The 15,664-nt window shown below is 67.5% G+C and carries 12 protein-coding genes and 1 pseudogene; 8 read left to right on the top strand and 5 right to left on the bottom strand.

Annotated features, from left to right (window positions below; translation table 11 throughout):
• Window positions 1-98: 98 nt before the first annotated feature.
• The 4 genes from H293_RS0143035 to H293_RS0143050 form a co-directional block, all read right to left on the bottom strand.
• Window positions 99-797: an ABC transporter ATP-binding protein gene (locus H293_RS0143035; RefSeq protein ID WP_020123964.1), complete on the bottom strand. Its 699-nt coding sequence runs from the start codon at window positions 795-797 to the stop codon at window positions 99-101.
• Entirely contained in the window at window positions 794-3,607 is a 2,814-nt protein-coding gene (locus H293_RS0143040) for a branched-chain amino acid ABC transporter permease/ATP-binding protein (RefSeq protein WP_020123965.1), read from the bottom strand. Before H293_RS0143040 ends, H293_RS0143035 begins: the two co-directional genes overlap by 4 nt.
• A gap of 5 nt (window positions 3,608-3,612) precedes the next feature.
• Window positions 3,613-4,710, bottom strand: a complete 1,098-nt coding sequence (locus H293_RS0143045) for an ABC transporter substrate-binding protein (RefSeq protein WP_020123966.1) — start codon at window positions 4,708-4,710, stop codon at window positions 3,613-3,615.
• An 861-nt stretch (window positions 4,711-5,571) separates the two neighbouring features.
• Window positions 5,572-6,528: a LysR family transcriptional regulator gene (locus H293_RS0143050; RefSeq protein ID WP_020123967.1), complete on the bottom strand. Its 957-nt coding sequence runs from the start codon at window positions 6,526-6,528 to the stop codon at window positions 5,572-5,574.
• A 131-nt stretch (window positions 6,529-6,659) separates the two neighbouring features.
• On the opposite strand from H293_RS0143050, the gene H293_RS0143055 reads away from it, so the two are divergent.
• The 7 genes and pseudogenes from H293_RS0143055 to H293_RS60865 form a co-directional block, all read left to right on the top strand.
• A complete protein-coding gene (locus H293_RS0143055; RefSeq protein WP_020123968.1) occupies window positions 6,660-7,790 on the top strand; it encodes a tartrate dehydrogenase in 1,131 nt (376 codons plus the stop codon).
• Window positions 7,791-7,881: 91 nt separating this feature from the next.
• Window positions 7,882-9,198, top strand: a complete 1,317-nt coding sequence (locus tag H293_RS51405) for an MFS transporter (RefSeq protein ID WP_051138247.1) — start codon at window positions 7,882-7,884, stop codon at window positions 9,196-9,198.
• A 7-nt stretch (window positions 9,199-9,205) separates the two neighbouring features.
• Window positions 9,206-10,189, top strand: a complete 984-nt coding sequence (locus tag H293_RS0143065; RefSeq protein ID WP_020123970.1) for an NAD(P)-dependent oxidoreductase — start codon at window positions 9,206-9,208, stop codon at window positions 10,187-10,189.
• 45 nt (window positions 10,190-10,234) lie between these two features.
• Window positions 10,235-11,626, top strand: a complete 1,392-nt coding sequence (locus H293_RS0143070) for an acyclic terpene utilization AtuA family protein (RefSeq protein WP_020123971.1) — start codon at window positions 10,235-10,237, stop codon at window positions 11,624-11,626.
• Complete coding sequence (locus tag H293_RS0143075; protein ID WP_020123972.1) at window positions 11,619-11,939, top strand: DUF4387 domain-containing protein; 321 nt, start codon at window positions 11,619-11,621, stop codon at window positions 11,937-11,939. Before H293_RS0143070 ends, H293_RS0143075 begins: the two co-directional genes overlap by 8 nt.
• Window positions 11,940-12,277: 338 nt before the next feature.
• Complete coding sequence (locus H293_RS51410; RefSeq protein ID WP_020123973.1) at window positions 12,278-12,775, top strand: ATP-binding protein; 498 nt, start codon at window positions 12,278-12,280, stop codon at window positions 12,773-12,775.
• A 131-nt stretch (window positions 12,776-12,906) separates the two neighbouring features.
• A pseudogene (locus H293_RS60865) lies at window positions 12,907-13,026 on the top strand (IS5-like element IS4811 family transposase); the annotation flags it as partial.
• A gap of 307 nt (window positions 13,027-13,333) precedes the next feature.
• Here H293_RS60865 and H293_RS0143090 read toward each other — a convergent pair.
• On the bottom strand, window positions 13,334-14,266 hold the full coding sequence (locus H293_RS0143090) for a zinc-dependent alcohol dehydrogenase (RefSeq protein WP_020123975.1): 933 nt from the start codon (window positions 14,264-14,266) through the stop codon (window positions 13,334-13,336).
• 192 nt (window positions 14,267-14,458) lie between these two features.
• Here H293_RS0143090 and H293_RS0143095 point away from each other — a divergent pair, with 192 nt between their 5' ends.
• Window positions 14,459-15,100 carry a TetR/AcrR family transcriptional regulator gene (locus H293_RS0143095; protein ID WP_020123976.1) on the top strand — a complete coding sequence of 214 codons (642 nt, stop codon included), beginning with the start codon at window positions 14,459-14,461 and terminating at the stop codon, window positions 15,098-15,100.
• Window positions 15,101-15,664 lie beyond the last annotated feature (564 nt).

Genomic DNA, 15,664 nt, shown 5'->3' on the forward strand with positions numbered 1-15,664 from the left:
CGCCGTCAGGCGGTGGGGAGTTGCACTCCGCAACTGCGATAGGGAACAGGATCAGGGACAAACGGCAAGGACACACGCTGCCACCGCGGGAAGCACATTCAGTGCGGCAGACTCATGTCGAAGTAGCTGTCGTGCAGGGCTTCCAGCTGCTCGGCGAGCTGCTCGGAGGTGCCCTGTGCGACCAGCTCACCGTGCCTGAGGACACAGGCGCGATCGGCGAACTGCAGCGCGTCCTGCACATGCTGCTCGACGAACAGGACGGCGACACCGCGGTCGGCCGCGTCACGGACCAGCACGAGGAGCTGCTTCACGGCGACCGGGGACAGACCCATCGTCATCTCGTCGATGAGCAGGAGCCGGGGCTCTACGGAGAGGGCGCAGGCGACCGCGAGCAGCTGCTGCTCACCGCCGGAGAGCAGCCCCACGCGCCGGTCCGCGATGGCTTCGAGAACGGGGTAGCGGGGCAGAAGGTCCCGTGCGGCACGGCGGCTGTGGGTGCGCAGTTGCAGGTTCTCCCGGACCGTGAGCTGGGTGAACAGACCTCTGCCCTCCCGCACGTAGCTCACCCCGAGTTCCGCCGCACGCTGGACCCCTCGCACCTGTTCTCCGCCGACTCGCACCGAACCGCCCAGCGGCTGCAGCACTCCCCCGACGGTCTCCAGCACGGTGGTCTTTCCGGCTCCGTTGGGGCCGAGCAGAGCGACGATCTCACCGGCCTGCACATCGAGGTCGAGGTCACGTACCACGGGCACGCCGTTGCGTCCGGCGGTGAGTTCTTGCAACAGCAGCACGCTCATGGCTGCACCTCCTTCGAGACGGAACTGACGGGGCGCGTGTCACCGACGTACGCGGTCATCACGGCGGGGTCGCGACGAATGGCCTCGGGTGGGCCCTGCGCGATGACCTGACCGAAATCGAGCACCGTGACCTGGTCGCACATCTGCAGAACCAGCGACAGGTCGTGCTCGATCAGCACAACGGCGACGCCCGTGTCCGCGACGGCGCGCAGGTGCCGGCCCAGCTCGCGGCTCTCCGCGCTGTCCAAGCCGGCGGCGGGCTCGTCGCACAGGAGCACCGCTGGCCGCGCGGCCAGCGCCCTGGCGACTCCGACGAGCTTCTGCTGCCCGGTGCTCAGCTCGGCGGGGTGGCTGTCGGCGAGGTGCTCGATGCCGAGCAGCCGGAGGGCGGACATCGCGTCGTCCTTGGAAATCCTCGCGCGACCCACCACGTCGTTGACGAGATCTCCGAGGCTTCCCGGCTGCGCTGCCACGAGCAGGTTGTCCCGGACCGTCAGATCGAGGAACAGCTCCGTCGCCTGCCAGGTTCGGGCCAGCCCCGCGCCGAAGCGACGGTGGGGAGGAAGGCGGCTGACGTCGGTTCCGCGCACCCGGATGGCGCCCTCGCTCACGCAGAAACCCGCGATCGCGTCCAGCGTGCTGGTCTTGCCGGCGCCGTTGGGGCCGATGAGGCCGTGCAGTTCGCCCGCTCGGACGATCAGCGACACGTCCTGCACGGCGCGCACCCCGCCGTACCGCACATTGACGCGCTCGACTTCAAGGGCCGGGCCTGACATGCGCTCCGCGGCGGCCGGCGGCGTGGGCGCGAGCGCGTCCACGGAAGGAACGGCTGCCGCAGAAGTGTCCGCCGGCGCCGGCACCTTTCCGGCATGGCCTGCCGTTTTGGTACGGCGGGCGAGCAGCTTGCGCAGGGCCTTGCCGTAGAAGCTGGCGGCACCTTCGGGGGCCACGATCGCCGTGCTGATCATGGTGAGGCCGCCGAGTATGTCGTACGCGGACCCCAGCGGCACCAAGCCGTCCAGCACGACGTACCACAGGCCGAAGGGCCCGATCAGACCCGCGAGCAGAGCCCCGCCCACGCTGGTGATGCCACCGATGAAGGCGAAGATGAGGAAGCTGATGCCGGCGAGGTAATTGAAGCTCTCAATGGAGACGCTGCCGCGCGAGTACGCGAGCAGCGCTCCACCGACACCGGCGATGAAGCTCGACAGAGCGAATGCGATGAGCTTCGTCCGGGCGACGTCTACTCCGACCGCGGCGGCGGCCCGCTCGTTGGAACGCACGGCGAGGAAACGACGTCCGGTGGTGCCGTTCAGAACACGGGAGACAAGCAGGCAGCACAGCACCAGTGCGGCGAGCACGGCATAGGTGAAGGGGAGCCGGGCCAGTTCGCTGGCCCGCTGCGCGGCCAGGTCCAGGCCGAACAGCTTCGGGTCCGCCAGCTCGGAACCGCCCGCGGAGATCTGCCGGAGGAACAGCGCTTCCACGGCCACAGCGCCGGCGAGGGTCACGACCGCGAGCTGGGCGCCACGGATGCGCAGCGCCGGTGCGCCCATCACCACGCCCACGAGAGTGGCGGTGAGCGCCGACAACAGCACGCTGACGGGGAAGGGCAGCCCGTCCGTGGCCCGGGCCAGGGTGAACGCGGAGACGCCGGCGATGGCGGCCTGTCCCAGGGAGACCTGCCCCACGAGGCCGACCAGGACGACGTAGCTGAGGGCGATGACCGCGAACACCATGCTGGCTATCAGCCCGTTGCGCTGCGCCTGCCCGAGCAGCGGCGCCAGCAGCGCCACGGCCGCCGTACCGAGCAGCACCCACTTCAGCCGCAACGGCCGCCGCACGACCGCGGGCAGACGAGTGAGCACCAGCTCGCCGCGGCGAGGGAGCTTCTTGCCGAGCAGGACGAGCGCGATGACGATCACGACGAACGGGATCGCGTCGGTCGTACCGCTGGGGAGGCTGCGGGGCCACCACGACTGCAGTTGCATGAACGAGAGCTCGCTCTGCAGCACGCCCAGGCCGAGCCCCGCCACCGCGGCGACCGCGACCGAGGAGAGCCGCGCGACCAGCAGTGCCGCAAGGCCGGGTACGACCAGCGTTCCGATGCTCGCGGGATTGAGTCCGGTGATCGGGCTCGCGAGCAGGAGGAAGAGTGACGTCACCCCGGTCCCCAGCGCCCAGTTCAGACTCGCGAGGCGGTTCGGGGACCAGCGCGCGAGCAGGAGCGCGACTTCGTCCTCCACGCCTGCCCGGGTCGCGAGTCCGGCCATCGACCAGCGGTAGTAGGCGACGAGCGCGCAGGCGACAACCACCGTGATCGCCAGCAACCACAGGCGGTCCAGCGGCAGTTCCACACCGGCGAACCGGATACTGTCCGACCCCAGCACCGAGTCGACGACCCGGGAGCCGGAACCGAACCGCCGCACGAGCAAGCTCTGCAGCAAGGTCAGGATCCCGACCGAGGCCATGATCTTCGACAGTGCCGGAGCGTTCCGCAGCGGCCTGAAGACGAGGACGTGGACGAGCGCGCCGAGCGCCGCGCTGGACAGCAGACCCACGGCGACCGCCACGGGAAGGGGTGTGCTGGTGCCCAGGTGGACGCGCCCCGGGATCACCAGCACAGGCAGTACCAGATCTCCGGTCTTGCGGAGTTCGTCGAAGACGAAAGCACCCCACAGGCCCAGGCTCGCCTGCGCGAAGTTCACCACGCCGGAGCCCTTGTAGACCGTGACAAGGCCCATCCCGAGGCCGGCGAACACCGCACCGGCGCCCATCCCGAGCAGGGCGAAGAGCAGATACTGATCCATCGCGGTCAGCCCTTGGTGATGTCGAGGAAGCCGCCGGTGAGGACCTTCTGCTTGCCGCCCGGCAGGACCTTCAGCGAGACGATCGAGCTACCGCAGCTCTCCTTCGGCAGCGGACGCGCGGAGCAGTCCACGGGGGCGCCGAGGAACACGTCGCCCTTGTAGGTCGCCAGTGCGCTCTTCACCGTGGCAGCGGTGATCTTGCCGTTGACGCCCTTGAGGACATCGGTCAGGGTCATGATGTCGGCGAACCCGTAGGTCGCGAACGAGTCGATCTTGTCCGTGGCGCCGGCCGCGGTCATGTGCTTGACGTAGAGGTCGATCTGCGCCTGCTTGCCCTTGGGCGCGGTGTCCCTGGAGTTGGCGGGCAGAAGGTACTGCTGCGTGTAGACACCCTCCGCCTGCGAACCGAGGGTCTTGATGAACTGCGTGCAACTGCCCGCGAAGATGGGCTTGTTCCACCCGAGTTGCCGGGCGGTCTTGATGCCGTTCGTGCAGTCGCCCTCGGCACCGGAGAAGTAGATCGCGTCGGCGCCCTTCTCCTTCGCGGCGGTGACGGCGGCCGCGAAGTCGGGGGAGGCGGGGTTGTTGAGCGTGTAGCTGAGGTCGAGCCCGGCGGCCTTCGCGCTCGGTACCACGGTGGTGTCCAGGATCTTCTTGTACGCCGGGCCCGCGTCGACACCGATCATGATCGGCTTTCGGGCCCCTGCTTGCCTCATGACCTTCCAGAAGCCGTTCCACGTCAGGGACGCCGGCGGGGTCGTGAAGGTCACAGAGGGGTCGCTGGCCAGCGTTGTTCCGGACGAAGAGACCCCGAAGATCGGGATGCCGGCCTCCTTGAGCGGCTTCAGGACTGCGTCGGCGCCGAGTTCGACGCCGAGCACGGCTACGGAAACCTTTTTGGCGATGAGGTCGTTGGCACACTTGCCGGCGCTCTCCGGGGCTCCGGTGGTCGAGCAGCTGATGAGCTCGATCGGTCTGCCGTTCACGCCGTCGTGGGTGTTGACGTAGCTGCTCGCAGCGTCTGCCGCGACCCTGACCTCGGGAAATGACAGGCCGCCCTGGCCGGTGTTGATGAACCCGACGAGGATGGGAGCGCCGGTCACAGGCTTGCCCCCGTCCGAGCCACTGGCGACGGAGGGCGCCTCCTTGTCGCCGCACCCAGCCAGGGCGAGGAGACCGGCAGTCGCAAGGACTGCGAGCCGAGATCCGCGAGTGATGGTGGTTGTTCGCATGAGCGCTCCGGAGTGAGGGCCGGCTCGTGTCGCCGGGGGGTCTGAGGGTTCCTCTGGGCACAACGTGGAAGATCGAACGTGCGGGGGCCTGGGTGCCAGATTGTTGATCGGGCCACGAGTGGGTGCTCGTCCTGTGGCGCGATGTCGACGGTGTTGGTGCGTCAACGTATGGGACAGAACGAGGGAGGTCTTTCGACAGATGTCACGATCTGTGCCCTCATACCTCGACAGCTCGACAATGCGTCGGGCGTCCGGCGCATGATGCGTCCGCATGCGCTGCGTCGGATCAAGGCTGTCCGCACGGTGGTCGGTGTGTGGCCCCACAGGCCTCCACCCGCACGTCTGCTGCCTGCGGAGGGGCGCGCTCGACGACGCCTCAAGAGGTCGTTGTCTCTGATAGGTCGGTCAATCGTCGATGCCGCTCAGGTCCAAGCCGGGCTCGACCAGGCCGCGGCCGGGCTCGCGCGCATCGGTCTTGGCTTCAAGACCTGTCTCCTCGGACGAGGCACGGGGGGAGAGGAGAAGTTCCGCACACACAGGACCGGACACCACCGTGGACACGGTACGACGCCGGTGGCCACAGACCGCCTCGGAATGACTCCAGCGCACCGAGCTTGAACCAACACCCTGTCCGGCCCGGATCAGCGGCGTGCCCGCGAACGTGCTGGCGCGGGCGCGGCCGACCGCTGTCGAGGAACTACGGCGATCTCCCGTCGGGCGGCGCCGTGGGCGCTAGTGAGGCGGGTCAACAGAGCTCAGACGCTTTGACAGGCCCGCGGAGAGATGGTCGATGAACTGGGCGGCCCGGTGCGGAAGGTGTTCGTCGCCTCCGTGCAACGCGTAGATGTCAGCGGCGGGTGTCGGAATGTGCGGCAGTACCCGGACGAGGTCGCCGCGTTCGAGGTACGGCCTGACGTGCCATTCCGAACGCATGATCACCCCTCGTCCCTCAAGCGCCCAGTCCGTCACCACATAACCGTCGTTGCTCGCCAGGCTGCCGTGTACGCGCATCTGCCGGGTATCAGCTGTGTCGCCGAAGCGCCAGAGCGCGTAGTCGCTCTCCTTCTCACGCAACACGATGCAGTTGTGCCGGGCCAGATCATCGATGCTCTCGGGGACGCCGCGTTCCGCGAGGTAGGACGGTGCCGCACAGGGCACACGGCGGTTTGCGGCCAGACGCCGCATGCGCAGCGAGGAGTCGGGGGGCATGCCCACATGGACGGCCACGTCGAAGGTGCGTCGGTGGGGACGCAGCGGAAGCTCAGAGGTCTGTAGTCGTACACGCAGGTGAGGGTGGGCCGCGCCGAACTCGCTCAGCAGCGGGGCCACATGAGCTCGTCCCAGGCCCAGGGTGGCCTCGACGACCAGCAACCCGCGCAGGTCTGCGGATTGATCGGCCAGTGAGTCCTCCAGGTCCCGGACCTGGTCAAGAATCGCCTGGCTGCGTGCTGCGTATCGCTCACCTTCTGAGGTCAGTGCGAGCCGACGGGCGCCGCGCTGGACGAGTCGGGCGTCCAGACGGCGTTCCAGCGCGCTGAGGCGTTTGCTGACAGCCGACAGGGAACATCCCAGCTCGCGCGATGCGGCGGTCAGCGTCTCGTTCGAGGCGACGACCTGGAAGAACCACAGGTCATCCATCGAGGAGTGTCGCACGTCGGCCGGCTGCCCAGCCCAGCGGAGGCTTGCCATGAGCGAAAGGCTACCTTGCCGTACGCAGTCTTGTTCCGGCTGTTGGTGCTGACCAAAGTGGGTCCACCCCGTTGCTCCGCCCACTGCTGGAGCACTGGACTTCCCGTTGGCCCGGACTGAGGAGCGGATTCGTGCCGCGCATTTACCGCATTGCCGCCATCCCCGGTGACGGGATCGGATCCGAGGTCGTCCCGCAGGGCCTGCGCTGCCTGCGAGCGGTCGCCGACGTGTACGGATTCGGCCTGGAGGTCGTCGAGTTCGACTTCGCAAGCGCGGATTACTGGCAGCGACACGGCGTGATGCTCCCCTCCGACTGGAAGAGCGTGCTGGGCTCGTTCGACGCGATCTACTTCGGCGCGGTCGGCTGGCCCGAAGTGGTCCCCGATCACGTGTCGCTGTGGGGAAGCCTGCTGCAGATGCGCCGCGGATTCGACCAGTACGTCAATCTGCGGCCGGTCAGGCTGCTGCGCGGGGTGCGCAGTCCACTGCGTGATCATCTGCCCGGCGACATCGACTTCCTGGTCGTCCGGGAGAACACCGAGGGCGAGTACTCCAGCATCGGCGGGCGGATCTTCGAAGGCACTGAGCGGGAAACCGTTCTGCAGGAGACCGTGATGACCCGAACCGGCGTCGACCGCGTGCTGCGCTACGCCTTCGAGCTGGCTGCCTCTCGCCCAACCCCGCACCTGACCTGGGCGACCAAGAGCAACGGCATAGCGATCTCCATGCCGTACTGGGACGAGCGGGCGGCCGAGATGGCCGCACAGTATCCGCACGTGACCGCCGACAAGGAGCACATCGACATCCTGTCGGCCAACTTCGTCCTGCGGCCCCAGCGTTACGACGTCGTGGTGGCCAGCAACCTGTTCGGAGACATACTCTCCGACCTCGGCCCGGCGGTTACGGGCACCATCGGTATCGCCCCCAGTGCCAACATCAACCCAGAGGGCACGTTCCCCAGCCTCTTCGAACCGGTCCATGGTTCGGCACCGGACATCGCCGGGCTTGGCGTGGCCAACCCCGTCGGACAGATCTGGAGCGGCGCGATGATGCTCGACCACCTGGGCGAACACGCCGCCGCCGCACGGATGGTGACCGCGATCGAAGAGGTCCTGGACAAGCAGCCCGAGGTCCTGACCCCCGACCTGGGCGGGCCCGGCACCACGGCGGGCCTGGGGGCAGCGATCGCGGACCGCATCGCCACGCACCCGCCGGCGAACGCGAACCAAGGCCTCGGCAACGAGACGCGTACAACGGCCTGAGCCGCCGGACGTCCTGTAATCACGTATCGGTGCGGAACGCATCTCATCCACCAGCCTCCTCCCTGAGTGGAGGCACGAAGGGGGGAAGTTCATGAGGACAGTGTCACCAGGGAAGCACCAGGGGACCTGGCGCATCACGCTCCTGGCCGCCCTCGCGGTGTTCGCGCAGGAATCGACCTGGAACTTCTACGAGTCCCAAGTCCCTCCCATGCTCAGGGAGCACATCTCCAGCGCAGCGGTGGTCGGCCTGCTGATGGGCATGGACAACCTGCTGGGCATTTTCATCCAGCCCTGGATGGGCAACAGGTCCGACCACACCAGGACCGCTTGGGGCCGGCGGATGCCCTACCTCGTGGTCGGCATGCCTGTCGCGGCAGGGCTGTTCGTCCTTCTTCCGCACGCGGCGGCCTCCCTGCCCCTCCTGATCCTGGTGATGTTCTCCTACGCGGTGGTCGCCAACGCCTTCAAACCGATCGCCGAAGCGCTGGTGCCCGACTTCATCGCGCCTGAACGCCGGAGCCGTGCCAACGCGACGGTGAAGATCGCGACAAGCTTCACTACCATCGCCGCAGCGGTCATCAGCCTCCTCTTGGTGGACGACCACCCCAAGATCGCCTTCGCCATCCCCGCGGTCATCATGCTGATCTCCGTGGCCGTGCTCGCCGCCACCGTGCGCGACAGCCACTCACCCGCCTACCAGGCCGCGGTGGCGGAAAGCGAGTCCCGATCGGAAGACGCTCTCAAGCGGCGGCGGGTTCGCGACACGCTCAAGGAGATCGTGCGGGACAGCGATCGCAGCCGCCTGCTCCTCCTGGCCGCGATCCTCCTGTTCGGCAGCGCATGGTCTGCCTCCCGCTCGCTGATCACTCCCTTCGGGATGGAGACGCTCGGCCTGTCGCGCGGCGATGCCGGTGGGCTGACACTGCCCAGCGGTATCGCCTTCATCGCAGCGGCCTATCCGGCAGCGCTTCTCGCCGAGCGCTACGGACGACTGCGCGTCATCGCGGGAGGCATGACAGTCTTCGCCGCGGCGCTGGTGCTGGGCACTTTCCTGCGGACCGCGACCGGCGTCACCGTGGCGCTGTGCATAGGCGCGGCCGGAGCGGCCTGCTTCCTCGTGAACGCGGCCGTGGTCCTGTGGAACCTCGCCCCTTCCGCTCAGGTCTTCGGAACCTACGCGGGCATGTACAGCATCAGCTGGGCCAGCGGCGGCTTCGTGGGCCCCACACTGGTCGGCGCCATGGTCGATGGCACAGGCTGGGCTCTGATGCTCATCGACATCGCCTTGATCGCCGCTGTCGCCATCGCTCTCGTCATACGGATCGACGTAGGGCGGCGGCTCATGGCCCGGACCCGTACTCAGGACGGCCGGACCAGCCGCGCAGACGAAGAGGCAGTGACAGAATGAGGAGCCCGTGCCGCACATCCTGATCACCACCGACTACCTGCGCCCTGGCGACGAGGTCGACCGCTACCTGCGTACGCGTGGCCACACCACCGTGCACACCTCCCTCGCCGGTGTGCGGGACCATGAACGGATCGCCGAAGCCTACGCCGACGCCGACGCGGCCCTCGTCGGCCACGAACCTCTGACTGCCGATGTCCTGCGCCGGGCGCAGCAGTTGCGTGTCATCGTGCGCACCGGCGTGGGATACGACGCCATCGACGTGGCAGCCGCTGGAAAACTGGGCATCACGGTGAGCAACCTGCCCGGGATCAACGCCAACGCCGTCGCCGAATACACCCTGGGCCTGCTGCTGGCCTCGGCACGACGACTGGTGCACAGCGCGACAGCGGTCGCCCAGGGTGCCTGGCCTCGCCGGCACGGCAGTGAACTGCGCGGAGCCACACTCGGCCTGCTCGGCTACGGCGCGACGGCGCGAGCCGTCGTACCGCTGGCCCAGGCATTCGGCATGCGCGTGCTCTGCACGACCGGTGTCCCGCACGCCGAACAGGCCGATGCCACCGTGCATTTCGTGGGGCTACCCGAACTGCTGGCCGAGGCCGACTACGTGTCGGTGCACACGGCGCTCACCGAGCGGTCCCGCGGCCTGCTAGGCCCTGCGGCATTCCGCGCGATGAAACCGACCGCCGTATTGATCAACACCGCTCGTGGAGCCATCGTCGACGAACAGGCCCTGGCCGAGGCCGTGCGCACCGGGCAGATCGCCGGTGCGGCATTGGACGTGACCGTCCAGGAACCACTCCCCTCCGACAGCCCGCTGCGCGGTGTGGACGGCATCGTCGTCTATTCGCACATGGCCGGTCAGACGGACCAGGCCCGTGCGGCAGCCGCTTCGGAAGGAGCGGACGAGCTTCTCGCGGCGCTCGCCGGGCGCCCGCGCTTCGCGGTGAACACCCCTCACCTGGCCGACCCGCCCGCCAAGCGGACCGGCTGAACCGACCACCCACCCTGACACGACCAGACGCCAGAGAAGGAACCGATGAGCACGAAGGACAGACCGGCCGAGAAGGTGGGCATTCTGGTGCCTGCGGGCATGCTCGGCGCAGGCTTCAGCGAGGCGACCATCGAGCGGGGCCTGGCGCTCGGCGCCGACGTCATAGCCATCGACGGTGGCAGCACCGACTCCGGCCCCCACTACCTCGGCGCTTCCGTGCCCAAGACCACGACGGCCGCGGTCGCCCGTGACCTTCGCATCCTGCTCAAGGCAGCGGCGCGCGCGGACATTCCGCTGATCGTCGGCTCATGCGGCACCAGCGGAACCGACAGCGGAGTCGACTGGGTCGCCGGCATCGTGGCCGCCATCCAGTCCGAGGAGCGTCTGCGACTGAACGTCGCCCGCATCTACAGCGAGCAGGACGCCACCACCCTCAAACAGCACCTGGAGGCCGGCCGTATCCACGCCTTGCCGCCGCTGGGCGAGCTGCAGGCCGAAACGCTGGAGAGCTGCACGCACATCGTCGGCATGATGGGCCACGAGCCCATCGTCGCCGCGCTCGAAGCAGGCGCCCACGTCGTGCTCGCCGGCCGGGCTACGGACACCGCCGTCGCCGCGGCGTATCCCCTCATGAAAGGGATGCCTCCCGGTCCGACCTGGCACGCGTCCAAAATCGTGGAATGCGGTGGCCAGTGCACCACCAACCCGCGCGCGGGCGGCGTGTTCGCCACAATCGACGCCGACGGGTTCACCATCGAACCGCTCGATCCGACGGCGGCCTGCACACCGCACTCGGTCGCCGCCCACATGCTCTACGAGACAGCCAATCCCTTCCAGATGCGTGAGCCCGCCGGCACCCTGGACGTCCGCGACGCCACCTACACCTCCCTCGACGAACGCACCGTACGGGTCGAGGGTTCACGCTTCCACACCGCCGACCAGCACACGGTCAAGCTCGAAGGCGCCCGGATCACCGGCTACGAAACCATGTCGTTCTCCGCGATCCGCGACCCGCACATCCTCGCCGACATCGAAGCCTGGGCAGAACTCCTGCACACCATCCTTCGGCAACGGGTGGAGCAGACCCTCGGGCTGCGAGAAGACGCCTACGCCTTCGACGTCCGCCTCTACGGCTACAACGCCGTACTGGAGGAACTCGACCCGGCCTCGGGACCACCGCGGGAGGTAGGCGTCATGCTCCTGGTCAGCGCCGCCGACCAGGGCACCGCTACCGCCATCGCCAAGATCGCCAACCCGCTGATGCTGCATCTGCCCACGGCCGACATGGATTATCTGCCCAGCCTCGCGTTCGCCACCTCACCGGCGGAGACCGAACGCGGCCCCGCCTACGAGTTCGTCCTCAACCACGTCGTCGACACCGACACCCCCACCGACATGTTCCGCCTCGTCCTCCAGGAGGCCGCGCACCATGCCTGAGACCACACTTGCCGACCTCGCCCACGAAATCCGGTCGAAGAACGCCGGCCCGTTCTGGGTCACCATGGAACTGTTCATGCGCGACACCGACGGCTACCGCATTGCCGCCGACCCCGGTTTCCTCAATGAGGGCACCATCGCCCGGCTGTACGACGTGGACGAAACGACAGTCTCCCTCTATCGGATCCCCTCGCTGAACGTGGTCAAAATCTCCTTCCCCCGCCCCGTCAGCCAAGGCTCCTTGCGGGACCGGGACATGCATGCCGGTCAGCACCACGTACCGCTCGCCGTGCTGCCTGTCCAAGCCGGGTAGTGGCACGCCCGTCCGAGACTGCCCGGACGCGGTGCCCGTCCCCTGCGCTCCTGCTGTCGGTGTTCGCCTGAGGGATGCGCCCGGCGTCCGCTCGACAGCGGGCGCCGGGGCGCCGAAGTCATATACCCCGCGCGATGGTTGAGGGCGCAGTCGCACTTCCAGGTGGCCCGGTTGACGTTCCGGTCGCCGTAGTCTGCAAGATCGAACAAGACCTGGATGATCCGTATACCCTTGACGAACTTTTTATATCAAACGTTTGACGTAAGTGTTTGCCGCTCCTAGCGTCCTTTATGACCCGGTTGCCGAGGCCGGCGAGAGACGAATGGAGGTGGCTGCCCATGTCCACCCTGACAAGCACCGCCGCCGTCCCCATACCGGCGGCCGGTACGGATCGCGGAGGCGTTCCCGTCCCGCACCTGAGGCGCGGTGCACTACGCGTCACCTTCCAGGCGTCGGCGCGCCCCGAGTCCGTCGGGTACCTCAGGAAGCGTGCATCGATGATCTTTGCCGGCTGGATGCTCAGCACGGATGAGGCACAGTCGGCCGAACTGGTCATCAGCGAGCTCCTCACCAACGCGGTGGAGCACGGGCGTGCCGACATGACTCTCGCTGTAACCCGTGCTGAATCCGGTCTCGAGATCACGGTCATCGACCACGGCCATGCCACGAAATCCGCCACGAAATCCGCCACGGTCAACGATCCCGACGAACATGGCCGCGGCCTTGCCATCGTCGCGGCCCTCACGCACAACCTGTCCATCGACAGGGCAGCCGAGGGATGGCACATCCTGGCCCGCATCGTCCTCAGGTCACCGATGCCCGCCCCCGCGGCGTGAGATTCCGTCGCAAGAGCCCGCGTGCACTTCGCCGCGGGTCACTTGCATGGGGACGCGGTGTCCACCCTCTCGCACACGCTCAAGGGACACCGTCCGGGCCACGCGTCGGTGCTGATCCCCACACGATCGGCTGGTGCATGAACGCCCGCCGCAACGCACGCGACTACGAACGCCTGCCCCAGCACTCCGAAGCACACCTGAACTGGGCACTCATCGCCATGATGACCCGGCGCCTGACCCGCAAGAGCCCGCGAACGAGCCAGTGGACGCGGTAGACGCCGGCCGGTGGATGACGGTGGTCCTACTCTGCGCCGGCCTCCGGCACGTCGTCCGCCCCGCGTTGGCGCCGCCTGTTGAGCTGGGTGTGCGGACGGCGAACACTCGCTGATGGGCCGACCGCCCAACGACGAGGCGGACACGATCGGTTGGGGATGCGATGGTGACGCCAAGCCGGATACAGGCATGACCCCGTTTGAACCAGCCACCCTCCTGCACCCGGGACCTCGGCGGCGGCTGCCAGCGGCCATCAGCGTCGTCACAGGGACGCTCCGCTGTAGCTCAGGGGTGGAGGACGACCTTGATGGCGCCGGAGGCCCGGTCACCTGCGACGCGGAAGGCTTCTGCGGCCTCGTCGAGCGGGAAGCGATGGGTGATCACCGTCTGCGCGATCACGGGATCGCCGGCGAGCAGCGCTGCAGCCTCTTCCATGTCACGAATGCCGTGGTGCCGACCGTAAGCGGTGGAGTAAACGTAGGTGAGTTCCTTGATCAGACTGACGTCGGCCGGGATGGGAACGGAACCCTGGTAGACACCCAGCAGCACGACGCGGCCGCCGGGACGGGTCAGCTCAGCGCACCGGGCAAGACCGGCCTCACTGCCCGCGGCATCGATCACCACGTCGTAAACACCTTCCGCGGAGCCGGCTCCGAGGCGCTCCGCCGCAATCCTCTGGTGCTTGTGGCGTACCTCGACATCGACGTCGATTCCATGGCTCCTGGCCGCGGCGGCGGCAAGCAGCCCGATGCTGCCGCCGCCCACGACAGCCACCCGCTCCCCCGGCTCGATCGCCGCGCGGCGGACACTGTGCCAGGCCACTGACGCCGGCTCCACCAGGCAGGCATCACGTACATCCAGGCCCGACGGAAGCGGAACAAGCATGTCCTCGGGGACGGTTACGGCATCGCACATTCCTCCGTCCCGAAATATTCCGAGCGTCCCATGCCCGGGAGCGTCGCACAGCTGGACGTGGCCGGCGCGGCATTGGTCACAGGCTCCGCAGTAGATCGTGGGCTCGACCACGTAGGCATGGCCCTCGGCGGTCGTGCCGGCGAATTCATGACCATAGATGTAGCCCTGCACCCCGCCGGCCGCGAAGTTCACGTCGGTGCCGCAGATACCGGCCGAAGCGATGCTGAGGCGTACCCCGGGCCCACCCCGCTCGTCGGCTTCGGTTACGGCAATGCCCTGGTCGGTGTTGCGTACAGCGCGCATGATGTTCTCCTCAAATCCTTAAGCGAACATCGTTATCTTAAGCTGGGTGCCCCCCGGTCAGCCAGCAATTAGGCTTGCCGGGTGGATGAACCGCTGATGACAGCCGAGGAAGGCGAACCCCCGACAAGCGTTCCGGCGGCCGAACCGAGGCCGGGGACAGCGGCTTGGTGGCGCGCCCGGGAGAGCGCGCCCATGCGGCAGCGCCGGCGACGGTCTCTGACTCTCGACGCCATCCTCGACGCGGCCATCGCACTCATCGACGATCAAGGGGCGGCCGCGTTGACGATGCGCAACGTCGCCGTGGCACTCGGCTGCACGCAGGCCTCTCTCTACCGGCACCTACGCAATCGCGAAGAACTGGTGACCCTGCTCGTCGACCGTGCCATCAATGTGGCGCACTCACCTCTACCGGACGACGCGGACTGGGCCGAGAAGGCGGCGTGGTCCTCCCGCCATTTCCGCGAACATCTGCGTCGGCATCCCGGCGTGGCCGCGCTCCTCCACGGGACCGAACGGCTGGGACCCAACTCACTGGCCGGCGTGGAGTACTCCCTCGGCCTGTTCATCGGCGCCGGCCTCAGCCCCCGACTCGCGTCCGCCGCCGCGTCCTCGCTGGCCGCCTTCATCATCGGCTCGGTACAGCTCAACCTCAGCCTGGACCATACGGATCCCGAAGAAATCCAGCACCGACGTCTGCTGTACAGCTCCCGGGACGCCGCCGCCCTTCCGCTGATCGCCCTACACGCCGACACCCTCGCAGAGGTGACCAGCGACGACGAGTTCGAAGTCGGACTTAACGCTCTGCTGACCGGGTTCCGTGCCTTGATCCCGTGAGAAAACAGCACCGGGCACTCCGCCTGCTCTCCCGCTGCCAGACCCGCTGAAGCCTCCGCCACTGCCGTGACCTGCCCAACCGGAGCAGAACACCGCCTCGGCCGCCATCGTTTGCGGCAGCGGATCACCACTTCTACGGTATCGCCTGGCCACCCCGCCAGCCCTCACACCCCAGATCATCCAGGTATGCACAGCTCACGGCCGGGAATCAAAAACACCTATTCAGAGGTCGTTTTCATCTGCAGATCCTGTTTCATCCCAACAAGTCCCCGTGACGGAGCGGCCCTTGGGAGACTGTAGGGGTTGGCGCGATTGACGGGGTATGAGGGAAGCCCATATTGCCCGCCTCGCCCTAGGAAGCCTGTCTCATTCCAAGGGGAGCTGATATCAGTGATTTCTCCCGCCACCCTGTGCAGGAACCCGACACGTGAGAGGCGCGAGTATCAACCTGTGGCACGTGAAGCGACACAAATTAGCTGAAAACGACCTCTCAGAGGTCGTTTTCCTCTATAGCGCGGTGTTATCTGATGGTTTGCGCCTGCTGATGATCTGGTGCTGGTGAGT

It is taken from the genome of Streptomyces canus 299MFChir4.1 (assembly GCF_000383615.1).
In the GTDB taxonomy this organism is placed as follows: domain Bacteria; phylum Actinomycetota; class Actinomycetes; order Streptomycetales; family Streptomycetaceae; genus Streptomyces; species Streptomyces canus_C.

Coding starts and splice junctions, on each gene's coding strand:
- H293_RS0143035 (WP_020123964.1), bottom strand. CDS start 797: ATGAGCGTGCTGCTGTTGCAAGAACTCACCGCCGGACGCAACGGCGTG.
- H293_RS0143040 (WP_020123965.1), bottom strand. CDS start 3,607: ATGGATCAGTATCTGCTCTTCGCCCTGCTCGGGATGGGCGCCGGTGCG.
- H293_RS0143050 (WP_020123967.1), bottom strand. CDS start 6,528: ATGGCAAGCCTCCGCTGGGCTGGGCAGCCGGCCGACGTGCGACACTCC.
- H293_RS51405 (WP_051138247.1), top strand. CDS start 7,882: ATGAGGACAGTGTCACCAGGGAAGCACCAGGGGACCTGGCGCATCACG.
- H293_RS0143070 (WP_020123971.1), top strand. CDS start 10,235: ATGAGCACGAAGGACAGACCGGCCGAGAAGGTGGGCATTCTGGTGCCT.
- H293_RS0143075 (WP_020123972.1), top strand. CDS start 11,619: ATGCCTGAGACCACACTTGCCGACCTCGCCCACGAAATCCGGTCGAAG.
- H293_RS51410 (WP_020123973.1), top strand. CDS start 12,278: ATGTCCACCCTGACAAGCACCGCCGCCGTCCCCATACCGGCGGCCGGT.
- H293_RS0143090 (WP_020123975.1), bottom strand. CDS start 14,266: ATGCGCGCTGTACGCAACACCGACCAGGGCATTGCCGTAACCGAAGCC.
- H293_RS0143095 (WP_020123976.1), top strand. CDS start 14,459: ATGCGGCAGCGCCGGCGACGGTCTCTGACTCTCGACGCCATCCTCGAC.